The 15,865-nt window shown below is 68.2% G+C and carries 12 protein-coding genes; 3 read left to right on the top strand and 9 right to left on the bottom strand.

Annotated features, from left to right (window positions below; translation table 11 throughout):
- On the bottom strand, positions 1 to 420 hold a 420-nt coding region (locus AC1D1G_RS29315), incomplete at its 3' end, for a carboxymuconolactone decarboxylase family protein (RefSeq protein WP_477954804.1).
- A gap of 97 nt (positions 421 to 517) precedes the next feature.
- On the opposite strand from AC1D1G_RS29315, the gene AC1D1G_RS29310 reads away from it, so the two are divergent.
- From AC1D1G_RS29310 to AC1D1G_RS29300, 3 genes are all read left to right on the top strand, one after another.
- Positions 518 to 1,393, top strand: a complete 876-nt coding sequence (locus AC1D1G_RS29310) for a sigma-70 family RNA polymerase sigma factor (RefSeq protein WP_477954803.1) — start codon at positions 518 to 520, stop codon at positions 1,391 to 1,393.
- A gap of 105 nt (positions 1,394 to 1,498) precedes the next feature.
- Positions 1,499 to 2,002: an SRPBCC family protein gene (locus AC1D1G_RS29305; RefSeq protein WP_005260370.1), complete on the top strand. Its 504-nt coding sequence runs from the start codon at positions 1,499 to 1,501 to the stop codon at positions 2,000 to 2,002.
- Between the two features lie 68 nt (positions 2,003 to 2,070).
- Complete coding sequence (locus AC1D1G_RS29300) at positions 2,071 to 3,054, top strand: DUF4185 domain-containing protein (RefSeq protein ID WP_477954802.1); 984 nt, start codon at positions 2,071 to 2,073, stop codon at positions 3,052 to 3,054.
- Between the two features lie 12 nt (positions 3,055 to 3,066).
- Here the strand turns inward: AC1D1G_RS29300 and AC1D1G_RS29295 are convergent, their stop codons facing one another.
- From AC1D1G_RS29295 to lgt, 8 genes are all read right to left on the bottom strand, one after another.
- Positions 3,067 to 4,854, bottom strand: coding sequence for an ABC transporter ATP-binding protein/permease (locus AC1D1G_RS29295; protein ID WP_477954801.1), 1,788 nt, complete (start codon positions 4,852 to 4,854; stop codon positions 3,067 to 3,069).
- A 197-nt stretch (positions 4,855 to 5,051) separates the two neighbouring features.
- Positions 5,052 to 5,300 carry a hypothetical protein gene (locus AC1D1G_RS29290; protein WP_477954800.1) on the bottom strand — a complete coding sequence of 83 codons (249 nt, stop codon included), beginning with the start codon at positions 5,298 to 5,300 and terminating at the stop codon, positions 5,052 to 5,054.
- A 105-nt stretch (positions 5,301 to 5,405) separates the two neighbouring features.
- Positions 5,406 to 6,284, bottom strand: a complete 879-nt coding sequence (locus AC1D1G_RS29285; protein ID WP_009473660.1) for an acyl-CoA thioesterase — start codon at positions 6,282 to 6,284, stop codon at positions 5,406 to 5,408.
- On the bottom strand, positions 6,285 to 7,703 hold the full coding sequence (pyk, locus tag AC1D1G_RS29280) for a pyruvate kinase (RefSeq protein WP_009473661.1): 1,419 nt from the start codon (positions 7,701 to 7,703) through the stop codon (positions 6,285 to 6,287).
- 37 nt (positions 7,704 to 7,740) lie between these two features.
- Positions 7,741 to 9,243, bottom strand: a complete 1,503-nt coding sequence (locus AC1D1G_RS29275) for a glutamate synthase subunit beta (protein ID WP_283334309.1) — start codon at positions 9,241 to 9,243, stop codon at positions 7,741 to 7,743.
- Positions 9,236 to 13,819: a glutamate synthase large subunit gene (gene gltB, locus AC1D1G_RS29270; protein WP_477954799.1), complete on the bottom strand. Its 4,584-nt coding sequence runs from the start codon at positions 13,817 to 13,819 to the stop codon at positions 9,236 to 9,238. The genes AC1D1G_RS29275 and gltB overlap by 8 nt, the downstream gene beginning before the upstream one ends.
- 275 nt (positions 13,820 to 14,094) lie before the next feature.
- Positions 14,095 to 14,940, bottom strand: coding sequence for a TM2 domain-containing protein (locus AC1D1G_RS29265; RefSeq protein WP_317567708.1), 846 nt, complete (start codon positions 14,938 to 14,940; stop codon positions 14,095 to 14,097).
- The coding region (gene lgt, locus AC1D1G_RS29260) for a prolipoprotein diacylglyceryl transferase (protein WP_477954797.1) at positions 14,933 to 15,865 on the bottom strand (933 nt) is incomplete at its 5' end. The genes AC1D1G_RS29265 and lgt, both read right to left, overlap by 8 nt.

Below are 15,865 nucleotides of genomic sequence, written 5' to 3'. Positions count from 1 at the left end.
GTTGAGCCGGTTCCAGAGGTTCACGGTGGCGATCGACAGGACCAGCGACGCGAGCGCCTGCTCGTCGTAGTGCCGGGCGGCCTCGTTCCACACGTCGTCGGGCACCGGGTCCGAACGGTCGCTCAACCGGGTCATCGACTCGGCCAGCGCCAGGGCCGCGCGTTCGGCGTCGCTGAAGTACGGAGCCTCCCGCCACGCGGCCACCGCGAAGATCCGCTCGTTGGTCTCGCCCTCCTTCTCCAGCTCACGCGAATGCATGTCGACGCACACGCTGCAGCCGTTGATCTGGCTCGACCGCAGATGGACGAGAGCGTGCGTCACCGGCGGCACGTCCGCCTTCGACGCTGCCGTTCCCAGAGCCAGCAGAGACTTCATGGCGTCGGGAACGATCCTCGCGGGGTTGGTCATCCGGGCTTTCATGATTGCCTGCCTCCAAAGGTATTCGGGTGATCTGATGTCACACCGGGTGATTTTCGTTCTCACTGACATGACGAACCGCGACGGCAGAATGTGACAGATGAACGACGACGAAGTTCTGGCACACCGCTTCGAGGAGAGCCGAACGCATCTGTCTGCGGTCGCCTACCGGATGCTCGGCTCGATCAGCGAAGCGGAGGACGCCGTGCAGGAGGGCTGGCTCCGGCTCAGCCGTGCCGAGACCTCGGATGTGGAGAATCTGCGGGGCTGGCTGACGACGGTCGTCGCCCGGGTGTGCCTCGACATGCTCCGCTCACGGAAGATGCGCAGTGAGGAGCCCCTGGACGTCCATGTGCCGGATCCGATCGTGAGCGAGCTGGACGGGGCCGATCCCGAGCACGAGGCGGTGCTCGGTGATTCGGTCGGACTCGCGCTGCTGGTCGTGCTCGACACGCTGACGCCCGCCGAGCGGCTCGCCTTCGTGTTGCACGACATGTTCGCACTGTCCTTCGACGAGATCGCCCCGATCGCCGGACGCACCCCCGCCGCGTCCCGTCAGCTGGCGAGCCGCGCGCGCCGCCGCGTCCAGGGGTCGGAGCCGGTTCCGGATGCCGACCTGACCCGGCAGCGCGAGATCGTCGAGGCATTCATGGCCGCCTCGCGGGGCGGCCGGTTCGACGATCTCCTCGCCCTGCTCGACCCGGACATCGTCCTGCGGGCCGACGGCGGCGCGGACGGATCCTCTCTCGTGCGCGGAGCCCGCGCCGTCAGCGAGCAGGCCCTCACCTTCGCGCGCTTCGCTCCTTTCGCCCGGCTCGCCCTGGTGAACGGCGCCGCCGGGGTCGTGACCGCACCCGAGGGAAAGGCCATGTCCGTCATGGCCTTCACCGTCTCAGGTGGGAAGATCGCCCGGATCGACATCCTCGCCGACCCGCACCGCCTGCAGGTTCTGGGGCTCTCTTCCGCCGGCGACTGACGACCCCGCAGGTAGCGGCGGTTTTTTGTGCCCGATCCTGGGGATCTGCGCCGTCCTGCCAGTACCATGGTGGAACAGGTACGCCCTCGAGCACGGAGGTCACCCATGGAGCTCGGCACCGTCACTTTCACCTACGACGGGCGGGTAGCCCTTCGATTCCAGCAAGCGCTCTCGCACTCGCCGGAGAAGGTGTGGCGAGTTCTCACCGACCCGCAGTACCTGAAGGCCTGGTTCCCCGCCGACGTCGAATTCGACCTCACCCCGGGCGCCGAACTCGTCTTCCGCGTGACGCCGGAGCAGGTGCGCCGATTCGGATTGCCCGCAGATCAGACCACCACCGGGACGGTCATCTCGGTGCATCCCGCGCACATCCTCGAATACCTGTGGGACGCCGAGACCCTGCACTGGGAACTCGTCCCCGACGGCAGCGGAGGCTGCTGGCTGACGCTCACCCACACCGTGGAAGAAGAAGAATCCGCCTACGCCCACGCCGCCGGCTGGCACGCGGGACTCGAGGTAGTCGAAGCGCAACTGGACGGCCGCGAGGTCGACTGGTCCCCGTGGGATCGGGCCGACGAACTCGCCGCGTCCTACCGCAAGACGTCCTGACCACCGGATTCACCGACACGGGAGAAGCGCGTATCGCGGGCAGCACAACCACACCGGCAGCGACCTTCGTGAAGGAGGTCACCGGCGAGGCGACGCGACGCTGGGGTGTACACGGCACCGACCTCGGCTGTCCCGCGCGCCTCGCCGACGGGAGAGTCGCGTTCTTCTTCGGCGACACGTTCAGCTCGCACGGCCGGCACGGCAGGCGGTGGCGCAGCCCCGTGATGTTGCGCTCCACCACCACCGATCTCCGGGGCGGCATCGAGTTCGACTCCGCGGCCGGCGGCCGGACGGCGCGGGAGATCCTGCCGAACGCGCACGATGTCCGCGAACTTCCCGACCGGGAATCGGCGGGCACCGAGTTCACCGTCGTCCCTGCCGACGCCGTCACGATCGGTGATCGGACGTATCTGYCCGTCGTCAGTGTGCACTCGTGGAGGTCACGTGCGTGGCCGACGAATTTCACGTATCTCGCCTGGTCCGACGACGGCGGCGAGAACTGGCACCGCTCACCCGCCCGCTGGGACAACCGTGGTGGGTCGCTCGATCAGCTGTGGACCATGGAGCGGCACGACGGCTACGTCTACGTCGTCTCGAGCGCGTTCGACCGCACCAATCCGGGTGGGATGATCCTCCGGCGGGTCCCCGAACCGTGCATCCTCGAGCCCGGAGCCTACGAAGAGTGGGGCTGGGACCGCGGCACGGGGTGGGCGTGGGGACAGCCCGCGACCCCGATCCTGCCGGGCCCCGTCGGCGAGATGTGCCTGCGACGGATCGACGGCACCTGGGTCCTCGCGTACTTCGATCCCGCCGCGTACGCGATCGTCACACGCACGGCGGAGCGCATCGACGGACCCTGGTCGGAACCGACCGTGCAGATCGCCGGCGGCGACTGGGGAGCGACGGACGGCACGTGGGCGCAGATCTACGGTGGATTCATCCATCCGGCGTCCACACTGGGCGAGCTGCATCTGTTTGTGTCGCAATGGAACACGACGACCGGTGACCCTTATCGCGTCCTGCAGTTCACGACTCGGCTGGACGCCGGGTAGCCCGCCGCAGAGTCACCCGACGAGTTCCGACTCCGTCCACCGGCCCTCGCCCTCCAGTTCCACACCGCGGGAATGGAACTGGTTGAGGGTGCTGCGGTGACCCACACTCACCACGATGCTGTCCGGGAGTTCGGTCCGGAGCAGGGTGTAGAGCGTGTATTCCAGGCCCTCGTCGATGGCCGACGTGGCCTCGTCGAGGAAGATCACTGCGGGCCGTGCGATCAGCACCCGCGCGAACGCKAGACGCTGCTGCTCACCCGGCGACAGGATCCGCGTCCAGTCGGCGGTCTCGTCGAGCCGATCCCCCAGATTGCCGAGCGACACCTTCGACAGCGCGTCGCGCACGACGTCGTCGGCCGCTGTCGGCTCCTTCGGATACGCCAGTGCGGTTCGCAGCGAACCGAGCGGCAGGTACGGCCGCTGGGACAGGAAGATGGCCTCTCCCGCGGGTCGCGACACCGTGCCGTCGGCGTACGGCCACAGATCGGCGAGCGTGCGGAGCAGGGTGGTCTTGCCCGAGCCGGACGGGCCCTTGACCAGCAACGACTGCCCGGGGGTCACGGTGAGCTCGAGGCCCTCGATGAGGGTCTGGCCCGTGGGGATGCGCACGTCCAGCTTCTCGACCTGGAGGTCGTCGCCCGACTTGCCGGTCTTCAGGATCGGAAGTTCGGCGGCGTGCTGGTTGTCGTTGGCCAGACCGTTGAGTCGGATGAGGGTGGCGCGGAAACTCGCGAAGTCGGCGTACGACTCACGGAAGAAGGACAGGGAGTCGTGGACCTGCCCGAACGCCTGCGACGTCTGCATCACGTCACCGAGCGACACCTGACCGGTGAACAGCCGGGGCCCCTGCACGAGGAACGGGAAGATGACGGCCGTCTGGTTGACGGTGAGGTTCCATCCACTGAACTTCAACGTCCGGAAGACGATCTGCCACATGTTCCGGATGACGTCCGCGAACCGTCCGGCAAGGGTGCGGCGCTCGACGTTCTCGCCGCGGTAGAACGCGATGCTCTCGCCGTACTCCCGCACCCGGATCAGCGCGTAGCGGAAGTTGGCGCCCAGTTTCTCGTTGAGGAAGTTCAGCTTGATGAGCGGCTTGCCGATCCAGAACGCCACCACCGTGGTCACCAGCACATAGATGTAGACGAGGAAGATCATCGCCCGCGAGATCTCGACGCCGAACACCGTCATCGGGCCGGACAGATCCCACAGGATCCCCGTGAACGACACGATCGACAGCACGGCCGTCACCGCGCCCATCGACAGCGAGCGGGACGTGGTCACGAAGTTGGTGATGTCGGCCTGAACGCGCTGGTCCGGGTTGTCGATCGCGTCGTCCAGGAACCGGTCACGGTAGTAGGCGCGGCTGTCGAGCCAGTCGTCGACGAGATGGTGGTTGAGCCACGTCCGCCAGTCGATGTCGAGGGTCTGCCCGATCAGGTACTCGATCAGGGCCCGCACCACGTGGACCGTCGCCAGAAGGGCGAAGACGCGGAGGAAGTGCCAGAACGCCGACTCGTCCAGGTTCTGGATCGAATCGTAGAAGTCGTTGTACCAGTAGGAGAACAGCACCGTCATCCGCACCGCGAAGACCGTCGACAGCAGCAGCACCGCCAGGATCGTCAACGGCTTCAGGCTGCGCCGCGGATTGAAGTACGGCGCGGCGAAGCGCCAGAACTGCCTACCCCATTTGGTGAACCGCGCGAGCAGTATCACTACGACGACGAACGCGACGACAGTCATGACGTAGGCCTTGAGCAGCCACATTGCGCTGTCCCAGACGACGTTGTTCCAGTCCACGACCCATATCCCCGATCACGAGGTGAAACTCACCAGAACAGATGGCGAAGTCTAACCCCGGACCTCGGTCGTCGGCGAGAGATACACGCAGGACACGCATCGACGCGCACCCACACGTCGCCCGATGTCCCATTTGGGCGGTTTCGGCCGCACAGGTGGGACATCGGGCAGGGAGAATGGGCCCCGTCGACGGGAGTCTACGAGTCCTTCTCGGGCTCAGGCATTTTCAGGTTGCCCTCGTCGTCGACGTAGTCATCGAAGGCGGTACCCGACACCGTGCCGTCGGAGCCGGGCAGGACGACCGTCTCGCGGGCGCCCGGCTCGTAGCGGGCGTCGATCTCCTCCACCTTCTTCTTGGCTGCGGCGAGCGCCTCGTCGTCGGGAAGGGGAACTTCGGTCTCGGCCGGCCGGCCGGTGTTCTTCTGCTCGGGTGCGTCTGCGCTCATAATGCACGTCCGTTCCGTTTCGGAGATTCCAGACCGACCATACGCCGCGGCCACCAGTTGGACTACCGTTCAAAACCGTTCGGTGGCAAAGGAATGGCGGAGTCGCTACTTCCGCGGCGGGAAGTGGCGGATGAGACCTTCCTGAACCACGGTGGCCAGCAACTCGCCTTCCAGGGAGAAGAAGCGCCCCGTCGCGAGGCCGCGGGACCCTGCTGCGACCGGCGACTCGGTGGCGTAGAGCGTCCAGTCGTCGAACCGGAACGGCCGGTGGAACCAAATGGAATGGTTGACGGTGGCCGCGACGATCCGGTCCAGCCCCCACGACAGTCCGTGGGTGGTGATGATCGAATCCAGGACCGTGGTGTCCGACGAGTAGCCCATGACGGCCACGTGAATGAGCGGGTCGTCGGGAAGGTCGCCGTCCGATTTCATCCAGACCCGGTTGTGGGTGAGCTTCTCCCCCGTGCCCTTCATGATCCACGACGGGTCGTTCGCGTAACGCATGTCGATCGGCTTGAGGGCGTCGACGAACATCTTCAGTCGATCCTCGTACCCCAGGAAGTGGTCGCCCAGTGGCGGCAGCGTGTCCGGGAACGGGACGTCGGGCACCTCGACCGCGTGCTCGAGACCCTTGCCCCAGTCCTGGAACGCCGCCAGCATGACGAACAGTTCCTCACCGTTCTGCAGCGCCGTGACCTGACGGTTCGCGAAGGCCCGTCCGTCACGGTGCCGCTCGACGCGGTATTCGATGGGTTCCTTGACGTCGCCGCCGCGGATGAAGTGAGCGTTGATCGCGTGCACGGCACGCTCGCCGCTCACGGTGCGGCCGGCGGCGACCAGTGCCTGGGAAATCAACTGGCCGCCGAACGTCCGGCTACCCACCTGCGCGGGATGCCGACCTCGGTACGTGTCCTCGCCGGTCTTCTCGAGATCGAGAAGTTCGAGCAGAGTCTGGAGATCGGTCTTCGCCGCGACTTCGCTCACCTAGTGGTCCTCTTCGCCGATTCTGTGGACGTGGATCAGGTTGGTCGAGCCTACGGTGCCGGGCGGCGACCCGGCCACGATGACCACCAGTTCACCCTTCTGGTACCGGCCCAACCCGAGCAGGGCGTGGTCGACCTGCCGCACCATGGCGTCGGTGCTCTCGACCGGGTCGACGATGAACGTCTCGGTGCCCCACGTCAGCGACAACTGGCTGCGCACCTCAGGCAGCGGGGTGAACGCCAGCAACGGCAGCGGCGTGTGCAGTCGCGCCAGCCGGCGCACCGTGTCCCCGGACTGGGTGAACGCGACCAGCGCCTTCGCATCCAGCCGCTCCCCGATGTCGCGGGCGGCATAGGAGATGACACCGCGCTTGGTGCGCGGCACATGCGTCAGCGGCGGCACCTGGGTGGACTCGTTCTCCACCGCCTCGACGATCCGCGCCATCGTGCGCACCGTCTCCATCACGTACTTACCGACCGACGTCTCACCCGACAGCATCACCGCGTCCGCGCCGTCGAGGACCGCGTTCGCGACGTCGGACGCCTCGGCGCGGGTGGGCCGCGAGTTCTCGATCATCGACTCGAGCATCTGGGTGGCCACGATGACCGGCTTCGCGTTCTCCCGGGCGATCTGGATCGCCCGCTTCTGCACCAGCGGCACCTGCTCGAGCGGCAACTCCACACCCAGGTCACCACGGGCGACCATCACCGCGTCGAACGCCAGCACGATCGCCTCGAGGTTGTCGATCGCCTCCGGCTTCTCGAGCTTCGCGATCACCGGGATCCGGCGACCGACCCGATCCATCACGGCGTGAACCAGTTCCACATCGGCCGGCGACCGCACGAACGACAGGGCGATGAAGTCGACGCCGAGGCCGAGCGCGAACTCGAGGTCGGCGATGTCCTTCTCCGACAGCGCCGGGACCGACACGTTCATCCCCGGCAGGGACACACCCTTGTTGTTGCTGACCGGGCCGCCCTCGGTGACCCGGCAGATCACGTCGTTGCCGTCCACCCCGGAGACGACGAGACCGACCTTGCCGTCGTCGACCAGCAGGCGGTCACCCGCCTTGGCGTCCTCGGCGAGCTGCTTGTAGGTGGTCGACACCCGGTCGTGGGTGCCCTCGACCTCGTCGACGGTGATCCGCACTTCCTCACCGTTGGCCCACGTGGTGCGCCCCTCGGCGAACCGGCCGAGCCGGATCTTCGGGCCCTGCAGGTCGGCGAGGACACCGACCGCCTTCCCCGTCGCGTCCGAGGCGGCCCGGACGCGTTTGTAGTTCTCCTCGTGGTCGGCGTGTTCGCCGTGGCTGAAATTCAGCCGCGCCACGTCCATACCGCTTTCGACGAGCTCGCGAATACGGTCACCGGTGGCGGTAGCAGGTCCAAGTGTGCATACGATCTTCGTGCGTCGGTTCACGGCCTCGAGCCTAGTCGCCCCGCGCGCCCTTCTCCATTTAGACGACTGCCAGCGGGAGCGCCGTCGGATGCACCGGCGACGGGAGGTCCGACGCCCCGGTCAGATACACGTCGACGGCGTGCGCCGCGGACCTGCCCTCCGCGATCGCCCACACCACCAGCGACGCGCCGCGGTGCGCATCCCCGCAGACGAAGACCCCGGGTGCGGTGGTCTGCCAGTCCGGGCCGCAGGAGAGCGATCCGCGCCGGGTGGGCGACAGCCCGTAGTCGTCGAGCAGCGGGCCGAGATCGACACCCTCGAATCCGATCGCGAAAAGCGCCAGTTCGCACGGTAATTCGATCTCCTCGCCGACCGGCGTGATGATGCGTTTGCCGTCCTCGCGGGTGACCCGGACCTCGGCGAGCACCATGGATCGGACGTTCCCGTTCTCGTCGCCGAGGAAACGCTGCACCGCGACCTGATACCGGCGGACACCGCCCTCGGCGTGCGCGGGCGACGTGCGCAGCACCATCGGCCACGCAGGCCACGGCGTCGCGGCCTCGTCCCGTTCCGTCGGCAACTCCGGGTTGTAGTCCAGCTGGGTCACCGACAGCGCACCCTGGCGGTGCGCCGTTCCGAGGCAATCGGCCCCGGTGTCGCCGCCGCCGATGATGACGACATGCTTGCCTTTGGCGGTGATCGTCGCGGGACCGTCACCCTCGCATTCCTTGTTCGAGGTGACGAGGTGTTCCATCGCGAGGTGGATCCCGTTCAGCTCCCGGCCTTCGACGGTCGTGTTGTCGCGGCCCCGGAGCGCGCCGATCGCGAGCACGACGGCGTCGAAGTTCTCGCGCATCTGCTCCACGGTGAGGTCGACGCCGACCTCGCAGTCGGTGACGAAGTGCGTACCCTCGGCGCGCATCTGCATCAGGCGCTGATCGAGGATCGCCTTCTCCATCTTGAATTCCGGGATGCCGTACCGCAGCAGTCCCCCGAGCCGGTCGTCGCGCTCGTACACGGTCACGTCGTGCCCCGCCCGGGTCAGCTGCTGTGCCGCCGCAAGGCCTGCCGGGCCGGAACCGACCACCGCCACCTTGCGGCCCGTCGCGATCATCGGCGGCTTGGGCACCACCGAGCCGGACTCCCAGGCGACGTCGGCGATGGCCTGCTCGATCCGCTTGATGGTGACGCTGCCGGTCGTGTGCGTGTCGGCGAGGGCGAGCACACACGCCGACTCGCACGGCGCCGGACACACCCGCCCCGTGAACTCCGGGAAGTTGTTGGTGGCGTGCAGGCGCTCACTGGCCGCCGACCAGCGGCCGCGCCGCACCAGGTCGTTCCACTCCGGGATCAGGTTGCCCAGCGGGCAGCCCGCACTTCCCGAGTGGCAGAACGGGATTCCGCAGTCCATGCACCGCGCGGCCTGCTCGGACACCTCGGCGGCCCGCTCCGCCGGACTCTGCGGCGCATACACCTCGTGCCAGTCGTGCACCCGCTCCGCGACCGGACGCTTGCGCGCCTCCTTCTTGACGATGTGCAGAAAGCCCTGCGGATCAGCCACGTGCCGCCTCCATGATCGCAGTGTCCACGTCGAGTCCCTCGGCCTTGGCGATCCGGGTCGCGTCCAGCACCCGCTGGTAGTCCACCGGCATCACCTTGGTGAACAACGCGGACCGCCGGGGCCAGTCGGCGAGCACCGACGCCGCCACAGCGGAACCGGTCCAGCGGTGGTGGCGGGTGACCGCGCCGCACAACCAGTCGAGGTCGTCCGGGTCGGGTTGCAGGAGCTTCACCATCGCCGGGTTCACGTCCTCGGGGTCCAGGTCGAGGACGTACGCGATGCCGCCGGACATGCCGGCCGCCATGTTCCGGCCGGTGGGTCCGAGGATCACGACCCGTCCGCCCGTCATGTACTCGCAGGCGTGGTCGCCGACGCCCTCCACGACGGCCGACGCACCGGAGTTGCGCACCGAGAAACGTTCGCCGACGCGGCCCCGCAGATACAGTTCGCCCGAGGTGGCACCGTAGAGGAGGGTGTTGCCCGCGATCACCTGGGTTTCGGGGACGAACAGGACGTCGTCGGCGGGACGGACCACGATCCGTCCGCCCGACAATCCCTTGCCTACGTAGTCGTTGGCGTCACCGGTCAGGTCGATGGTGATGCCCGGCGGCAGGAACGCGCCGAGCGACTGCCCCGCCGAACCCGTGAACGTGAGCCGGATCGTGTCGTCCGGCAGCCCGGCGGCGCCGTACCGGCGGGTCACCTCCGCACCGAGCAGCGTGCCGACGGTCCGGTTGACGTTGCGCACCGGCATCTCGATCTCCACGGCGTGCGCGTCCTCGAGGGCACCCTCGGCCAGCTGGATGAGCGTCCGGTCCAGCGCCCGGTCCAGTCCGTGATCCTGATCGCGGTCCCGGCGCCGCTGCGGCAGCGGCGCCCCGTCCGGTCCGGTGGGCACGGCGAAGATCGGGGTGAGGTCGAGTCCGCGATTCTTCCAGTGCGCGATCCCCTGCGCGGTCTCGAGGACGTCGGCGTGACCGACGGCCTCGTCGATGCTGCGGAACCCCAGGTCCGCCAGGTACTGGCGCACGTCCTCGGCGACGAAGCGGAAGAACTCCTCCACGAACTCCGGTTTGCCGGTATACCGCTTGCGCAGCTCCGGGTTCTGGGTGGCGACACCGACCGGGCAGGTGTCGAGGTGGCAGACCCGCATCATGATGCAGCCCGCCACGATCAGCGGGGCCGTCGAGAACCCGAACTCCTCCGCACCCAGGAGCGCCGCGACCACGACGTCCCGCGCGGTGCGCATCCCGCCGTCGCACTGGACGGTGATGCGGTCGCGGAGACCGTTGAGCACGAGTGTCTGCTGGGCGTCGGCCAGCCCGATCTCCCACGGCGCCCCGGCATGCTTCATCGACGTCAGCGGGGTGGCGCCGGTTCCGCCGTCGTTCCCGGAGATCAGGACCACGTCGGCGTGCGCCTTGCTGACGCCGGCGGCGACCGTTCCCACACCCACCGAGCTGACCAACTTCACGTGGACCCGGGCCCGGTCGTTGGCGTTCTTCAGGTCGTGGATCAGCTGGGCGAGATCCTCGATCGAGTAGATGTCGTGGTGCGGCGGCGGCGAGATGAGCCCGACCCCCGGCGTCGAATGCCGGGTCTCCGCGACCCACGGGTACACCTTGTACGCCGGCAACTGGCCGCCCTCACCGGGCTTCGCGCCCTGCGCCATCTTGATCTGGATGTCGCTGGCGTTGATCAGGTAGTCGCTGGTGACACCGAACCGCCCGCTCGCCACCTGCTTGACGGCGCTGCGGCGGGACGGATCGTAGAGGCGGTCGACGTTCTCGCCGCCCTCGCCCGTATTGGAGCGCCCGCCGAGATTGTTCATCGCGACGGCCATCGTCTCGTGGGCCTCGGCGGAGATCGAGCCGTAGCTCATCGCGCCGGTATTGAACCGGGTGACGATCCGCTCGACCGGTTCCACCTCGTCCAGCGGCACCGGCGGGCGCACGCCCTCGCGGAACGTGAACAGGCCGCGCAGTGCGCCACCGGCCTCGGCCAGCCGGTTGACCTCCTCGCTGTACTTCTCGAACACCTCGTGCTGACCGGTGCGGGTCGCGTGCTGCAGCAGGAACACAGTCTCCGGCGTGAACAGGTGCAGTTCGCCGTCGCGGCGGAACTGGTACTCGCCGCCGTCCTCGAGCCGCCGGTGGGCGAACTCGGCCGGGTTGTCCGGGTACGCCTGCCGGTGGCGGACGGTGACCTCGCGGGCGATCTCGTCGAGACCGGCGCCGCCCAGCTTGCTGACGGTGCCTGTGAAGTACTCGTGGACGAGGCCGCGGTCCAGGCCGATCGCCTCGAACACCTGCGCCGCGGTGTACGAGCCGACGGTGGAGATGCCCATCTTCGACATTACCTTCAGCACACCCTTGCCGAGAGCGGTGAGGTAGTTCCGCACGGCGATCGTGTGCTCGACGCCGGTGAGTTCGCCCTCGGACACGAGGTCCTCGATCGACTCCATCGCGAGGTACGGGTTGACCGCGGCGGCGCCGTACCCGATGAGCAGCGCCAGGTGATGGACCTCGCGGGCGTCACCGGATTCGACGACCAGCGCCACCTTGGTGCGTTCCTTGGTCCGCACCAGGTGATGGTGCACCGCGGCGACCGCGAGCAGCGACGGGATCGGCGCGCGGGTGTGGTCGGAGTCGCGGTCCGAGATCACCAGCGTCCGATAGCCGTCCGCGATCGCGGCGCTCGCCTGCGCCCGCAATTCCTCGATCGCCTCGGCCACCCCCGCACCGCCGCGCTCCACGTCGTACAGCGCGCGCAGCACCGTCGCGGCCAGCCCCGGATGGTTGCCGTCGGCGTTCACGTTGATGATCTTGTTCAGCTCTTCGTTGTCGAGCACCGGCCACGGCAGCACGATCTGCCTGCACGACGCCGCGGTCGGCTCGAGCAGGTTCTGCTCCGGGCCCATGACCCGCGACAGCGACGTCACGATCTCTTCGCGGATCGCGTCGAGCGGCGGGTTCGTGACCTGCGCGAACAGTTCGACGAAGTAGTCGTAGAACAGCCGCGAACGCTGCGACATGACCGCGATCGGGGTGTCCGTCCCCATCGAGCCGAGGGGCTCGCCGCCGGACGCGGCCATCGGCGCGAGCAGGATGCGCAGATCCTCCTCGGTGTACCCGAACGCCACCTGCCGTCGCACCACCGACTCGTGGTTGTGCTGCGCGTGCGGGCGATCAGGCAGCGTCTTCAGTTCGAGCAGACCGGCGTACAGCCACTCGGCGTACGGCCGCTCCGCCGCGAGCCGCATCTTGATCTCCTCGTCGGGCACGATCCGGCCCTCGGACGTGTCGACCAGGAACATCTGCCCCGGTTCGAGGCGGCCCTTCGCCACGACCTCCGCCTGCGGGACGTCGAGGACACCGCTCTCGCTCGCGAGGACCACCCGCCCGTCGACGGTCTGCCACCAGCGTCCCGGACGCAGGCCGTTGCGGTCGAGCACGGCGCCGACCACGGTCCCGTCGGTGAACGTCACGCACGCCGGTCCGTCCCACGCCTCCATCAGCGACGCGTGGAACTGGTAGAACGCCCGCCGGTCGGGGCACATCGACGTGTCGTTCTCCCACGCCTCCGGCACCATCATCATCACCGCGTGTGCCACGCTGCGGCCTGCAAGGTGCAGCAGTTCGAGCACCTCGTCGAACGACGCCGAATCCGACGCGTCGGGGGTGCAGATCGGATACAGCCTGCGCAGGTCGCCGGGGATCACCGAACTCGACAGCAGCGCCTCGCGGGCGCGCATGCGGTTCCGGTTGCCGCGGACCGTGTTGATCTCGCCGTTGTGCGCGACGAACCGGAACGGGTGCGCGAGCGGCCAGGACGGGAACGTGTTGGTCGAGAACCGGCTGTGCACGATCGCGATCGCACTCGCGATCCGGGGGTCGCGCAGGTCCGGGAAGTACCGCGACAGCTGGGACGTGGTCAGCATTCCCTTGTAGACGACGGTCCGGCTCGACAGGGACGGGAAGTACACGCCGCTGCCCTCGGACTCGATCTCGGGAGTGACCTGCTCGGCCCGCTTGCGCAGCGCGTAGACCAGGCGGTCGAGTGCCAGGCCGCCGGGCCGGATCCCGCCGACGGCGGGTGCGGTGACGAACAACTGGCTCATGTGCGGTTCGCAGGCCCGGGCCGTGGAACCGACGTCCGCGCCGTCCGGATCTACGGGCACCCGGCGCCAGCCGAGGATGTCGAGCCCCTCCTCGGCCGCGAGGTCGGACACGCGTCGTTGCGCCGCCGCCCGCGCCTGCGGGTCGTGCGGGAGGAAGCAGGTGCCCGCCGCGTACGTGCTGTTGCCGTCGTCGAGCGGCGCCGGGAGATCGAAGTCGACGACGTCCGCGAAGAATTCGGTGGGGAGCTGGAGGAGGATGCCGGCGCCGTCTCCGCTGTTCGGTTCCGATCCCGCCGCACCGCGGTGCTCGAGATTCTCGAGGGCGAGGAGTCCGTCGGAGACGATGGAGTGTGAGCGGCGGCCGTGCACGTCCGCCACCATCGCGACGCCGCAGGAATCGACTTCCTGGTCCGGGTCGTACAAGCCCTGAGGACCGGGCAACTGAGAGAACAGCACCGATATACCTCCACATCGGCCGGGAAGACCACCAGTGTGTGCGCTCCGCACGTGCTGTCGGCGGCCTCCGCTAGCGGGGTCGCCACGACGGGCGCTAACTGCTTTTCGGGGGTCTACCGGGACAGCATCGGCCCGTGAAGGTTGTTACCGGACATACACCCGGCGCGCTCAGCTTACCAGGACCGATACCTCGCACGATATGCCGAATCCGGCCCCGGAAAGCACTGTGGCCCGTGTCGCATCAGCAACACGGGCCACAAATCGGCCGGGGATCGTCACTGCTCCCGCAGGGGTCGTCCGTACTTGTCCTTCACGCTCCCGGTCAGCATCATGATGCCGTCGACCAGCGGCCAGATTCCGCCGATTCCACAGGTGAGCCACGTGACGGCGATCTGCGCCACGGCGATGCCGGGCTGGTTCAGGTAGAACCGCCCGACTCCGAAGCCGCCGAGGAAGATCTGCAGCAGACCGGCGGTCAGCTTGGACTTGTCGGAGTACGGCTCACCCGTCAGCGGGTGCCTGCCGAACGGCGCCGACGGATCGGTGTACGCGTTGTAGCCGGCGGGGGCGTATCCGGGCGGCGGGAACCCCTGCTGGGGGTAACCCTGCTGCTGTCCGTACCCGGGCTGCTGATACCCGGGCTGCGGGTAGTCCTGCGACGACTGCGGAGCCGCCCCGTACTGCGCGCCGTAGTTGGGGTCGGGTGCGCCGTAGGTGGGACCGTCCGGTTGCTGCTGGGGGTTCTCGTACCCGGTGTAGGGCGCGGTCGGCGAAGTCGGCTCGCCCACGTTCGGGAACGGGGCCGTCGGCTCGGTGCCGCTCGGCGACGGGTAGGTCGGCGTGGACCCCCACCCCGGACCGTTGCCGACACCGGAGTAGGTGTCCCAGCCCGGTCCGGTGCCGGTCGAACTCGGTGACGGCGTCGCGTCCGACGTGGCCGGCGGCTGGGACAGCGAAGCCTCGGCGGTGGCGTCGTAATCGAAGGGAGAGCCGAACTCGGGCGGCAGGCTCGACTCCGTGCTGTTCTCCGTGCCGTCGCTGCTCTTGCCCAGGTCGACCTTGTGTGCGTCCTCGGATGCACCCTTGCCGGAATCGTCGGATGCTTTCCCCGGTTCAGTCATTCGCGTCATCCTTCTTGCTGTCGATGGTCTTCGTGCCCGCCTCGCCGCCGGTACTCGCAGTACTCGCGGCCTTGTCGTCCGATACCGGCTCCGACGTGCCCTCGTCCTTGCCTGCGTCCTCGACGTTCTTCTCGGGCTCCTTCTCCGCGGTCTCGCCGTCGACCGGTTCGCCGTCGGCGGGCCGCAATTCGGCCGGGTCCTCGCGGCCCTTCGTGGCGGCGAAGAAGTACACCAGGGCCGCGACGAACACCAGGGCGGAGGTGAACGAGTTCACGCGGACACCGGCGATGAGGCTCGCGTGATCGCTGCGCATCAGTTCGATCCAGAAGCGGCCGGCGCAGTAACCGGCCACGTACAGGGCGAACAGTCGGCCGTGACCGATGCGGAAGCGGCGATCGACCCACACGAGCAGGATCACGATCAGCACGTTCCACAGCGCCTCGTACAGGAACGTCGGGTGCACCACGAACGCGACCTCGCCGGTGGACACCCCGTCGATCAGCTGCGGCGACACCTGGCCCACGTCGTTGCGCCGCTCGAAGATCTCGAGCCCCCACGGCACGTCGGTCTCGCGACCGTAGAGTTCCTGGTTGAAGTAGTTTCCGAGCCGGCCGATCGCCTGCGCCAGCAGGATCGCGGGCGCGACCGCGTCGCCGAGCGCAGGCAGCGGGATGCCGCGACGGCGACACCCGATCCAGGCGCCGACACCGCCGAGCGCCACGGCGCCCCAGATACCGAGACCGCCCTGCCACACCTTCAGGGCGTCGACAGGGTCGCCGCCCTCCCCGAAGTACGTCGGCCAGTCGGTCATCACGTGGTAGAGACGGCCGCCGATCAGGCCGAACGGCACCGCCCAGATGGCGATGTCGAGGACGGTGCCCTTCTCGCCGCCGCGGGCGACCCAGCGACGGTCACCCCACACGAT

Source organism: Rhodococcus sp. P3_B8 (assembly GCF_056402775.1).
This window is presented reverse-complemented; position numbering and strand designations above follow the sequence as displayed.

What these genes read in the sequence shown, in the direction of transcription:
- AC1D1G_RS29310 (WP_477954803.1), top strand. Translation starts at nt 518, where the DNA reads ATGAACGACGACGAAGTTCTGGCACACCGCTTCGAGGAGAGCCGAACG.
- AC1D1G_RS29305 (WP_005260370.1), top strand. Translation starts at nt 1,499, where the DNA reads ATGGAGCTCGGCACCGTCACTTTCACCTACGACGGGCGGGTAGCCCTT.
- AC1D1G_RS29290 (WP_477954800.1), bottom strand. Translation starts at nt 5,300, where the DNA reads ATGAGCGCAGACGCACCCGAGCAGAAGAACACCGGCCGGCCGGCCGAG.
- AC1D1G_RS29265 (WP_317567708.1), bottom strand. Translation starts at nt 14,940, where the DNA reads ATGACTGAACCGGGGAAAGCATCCGACGATTCCGGCAAGGGTGCATCC.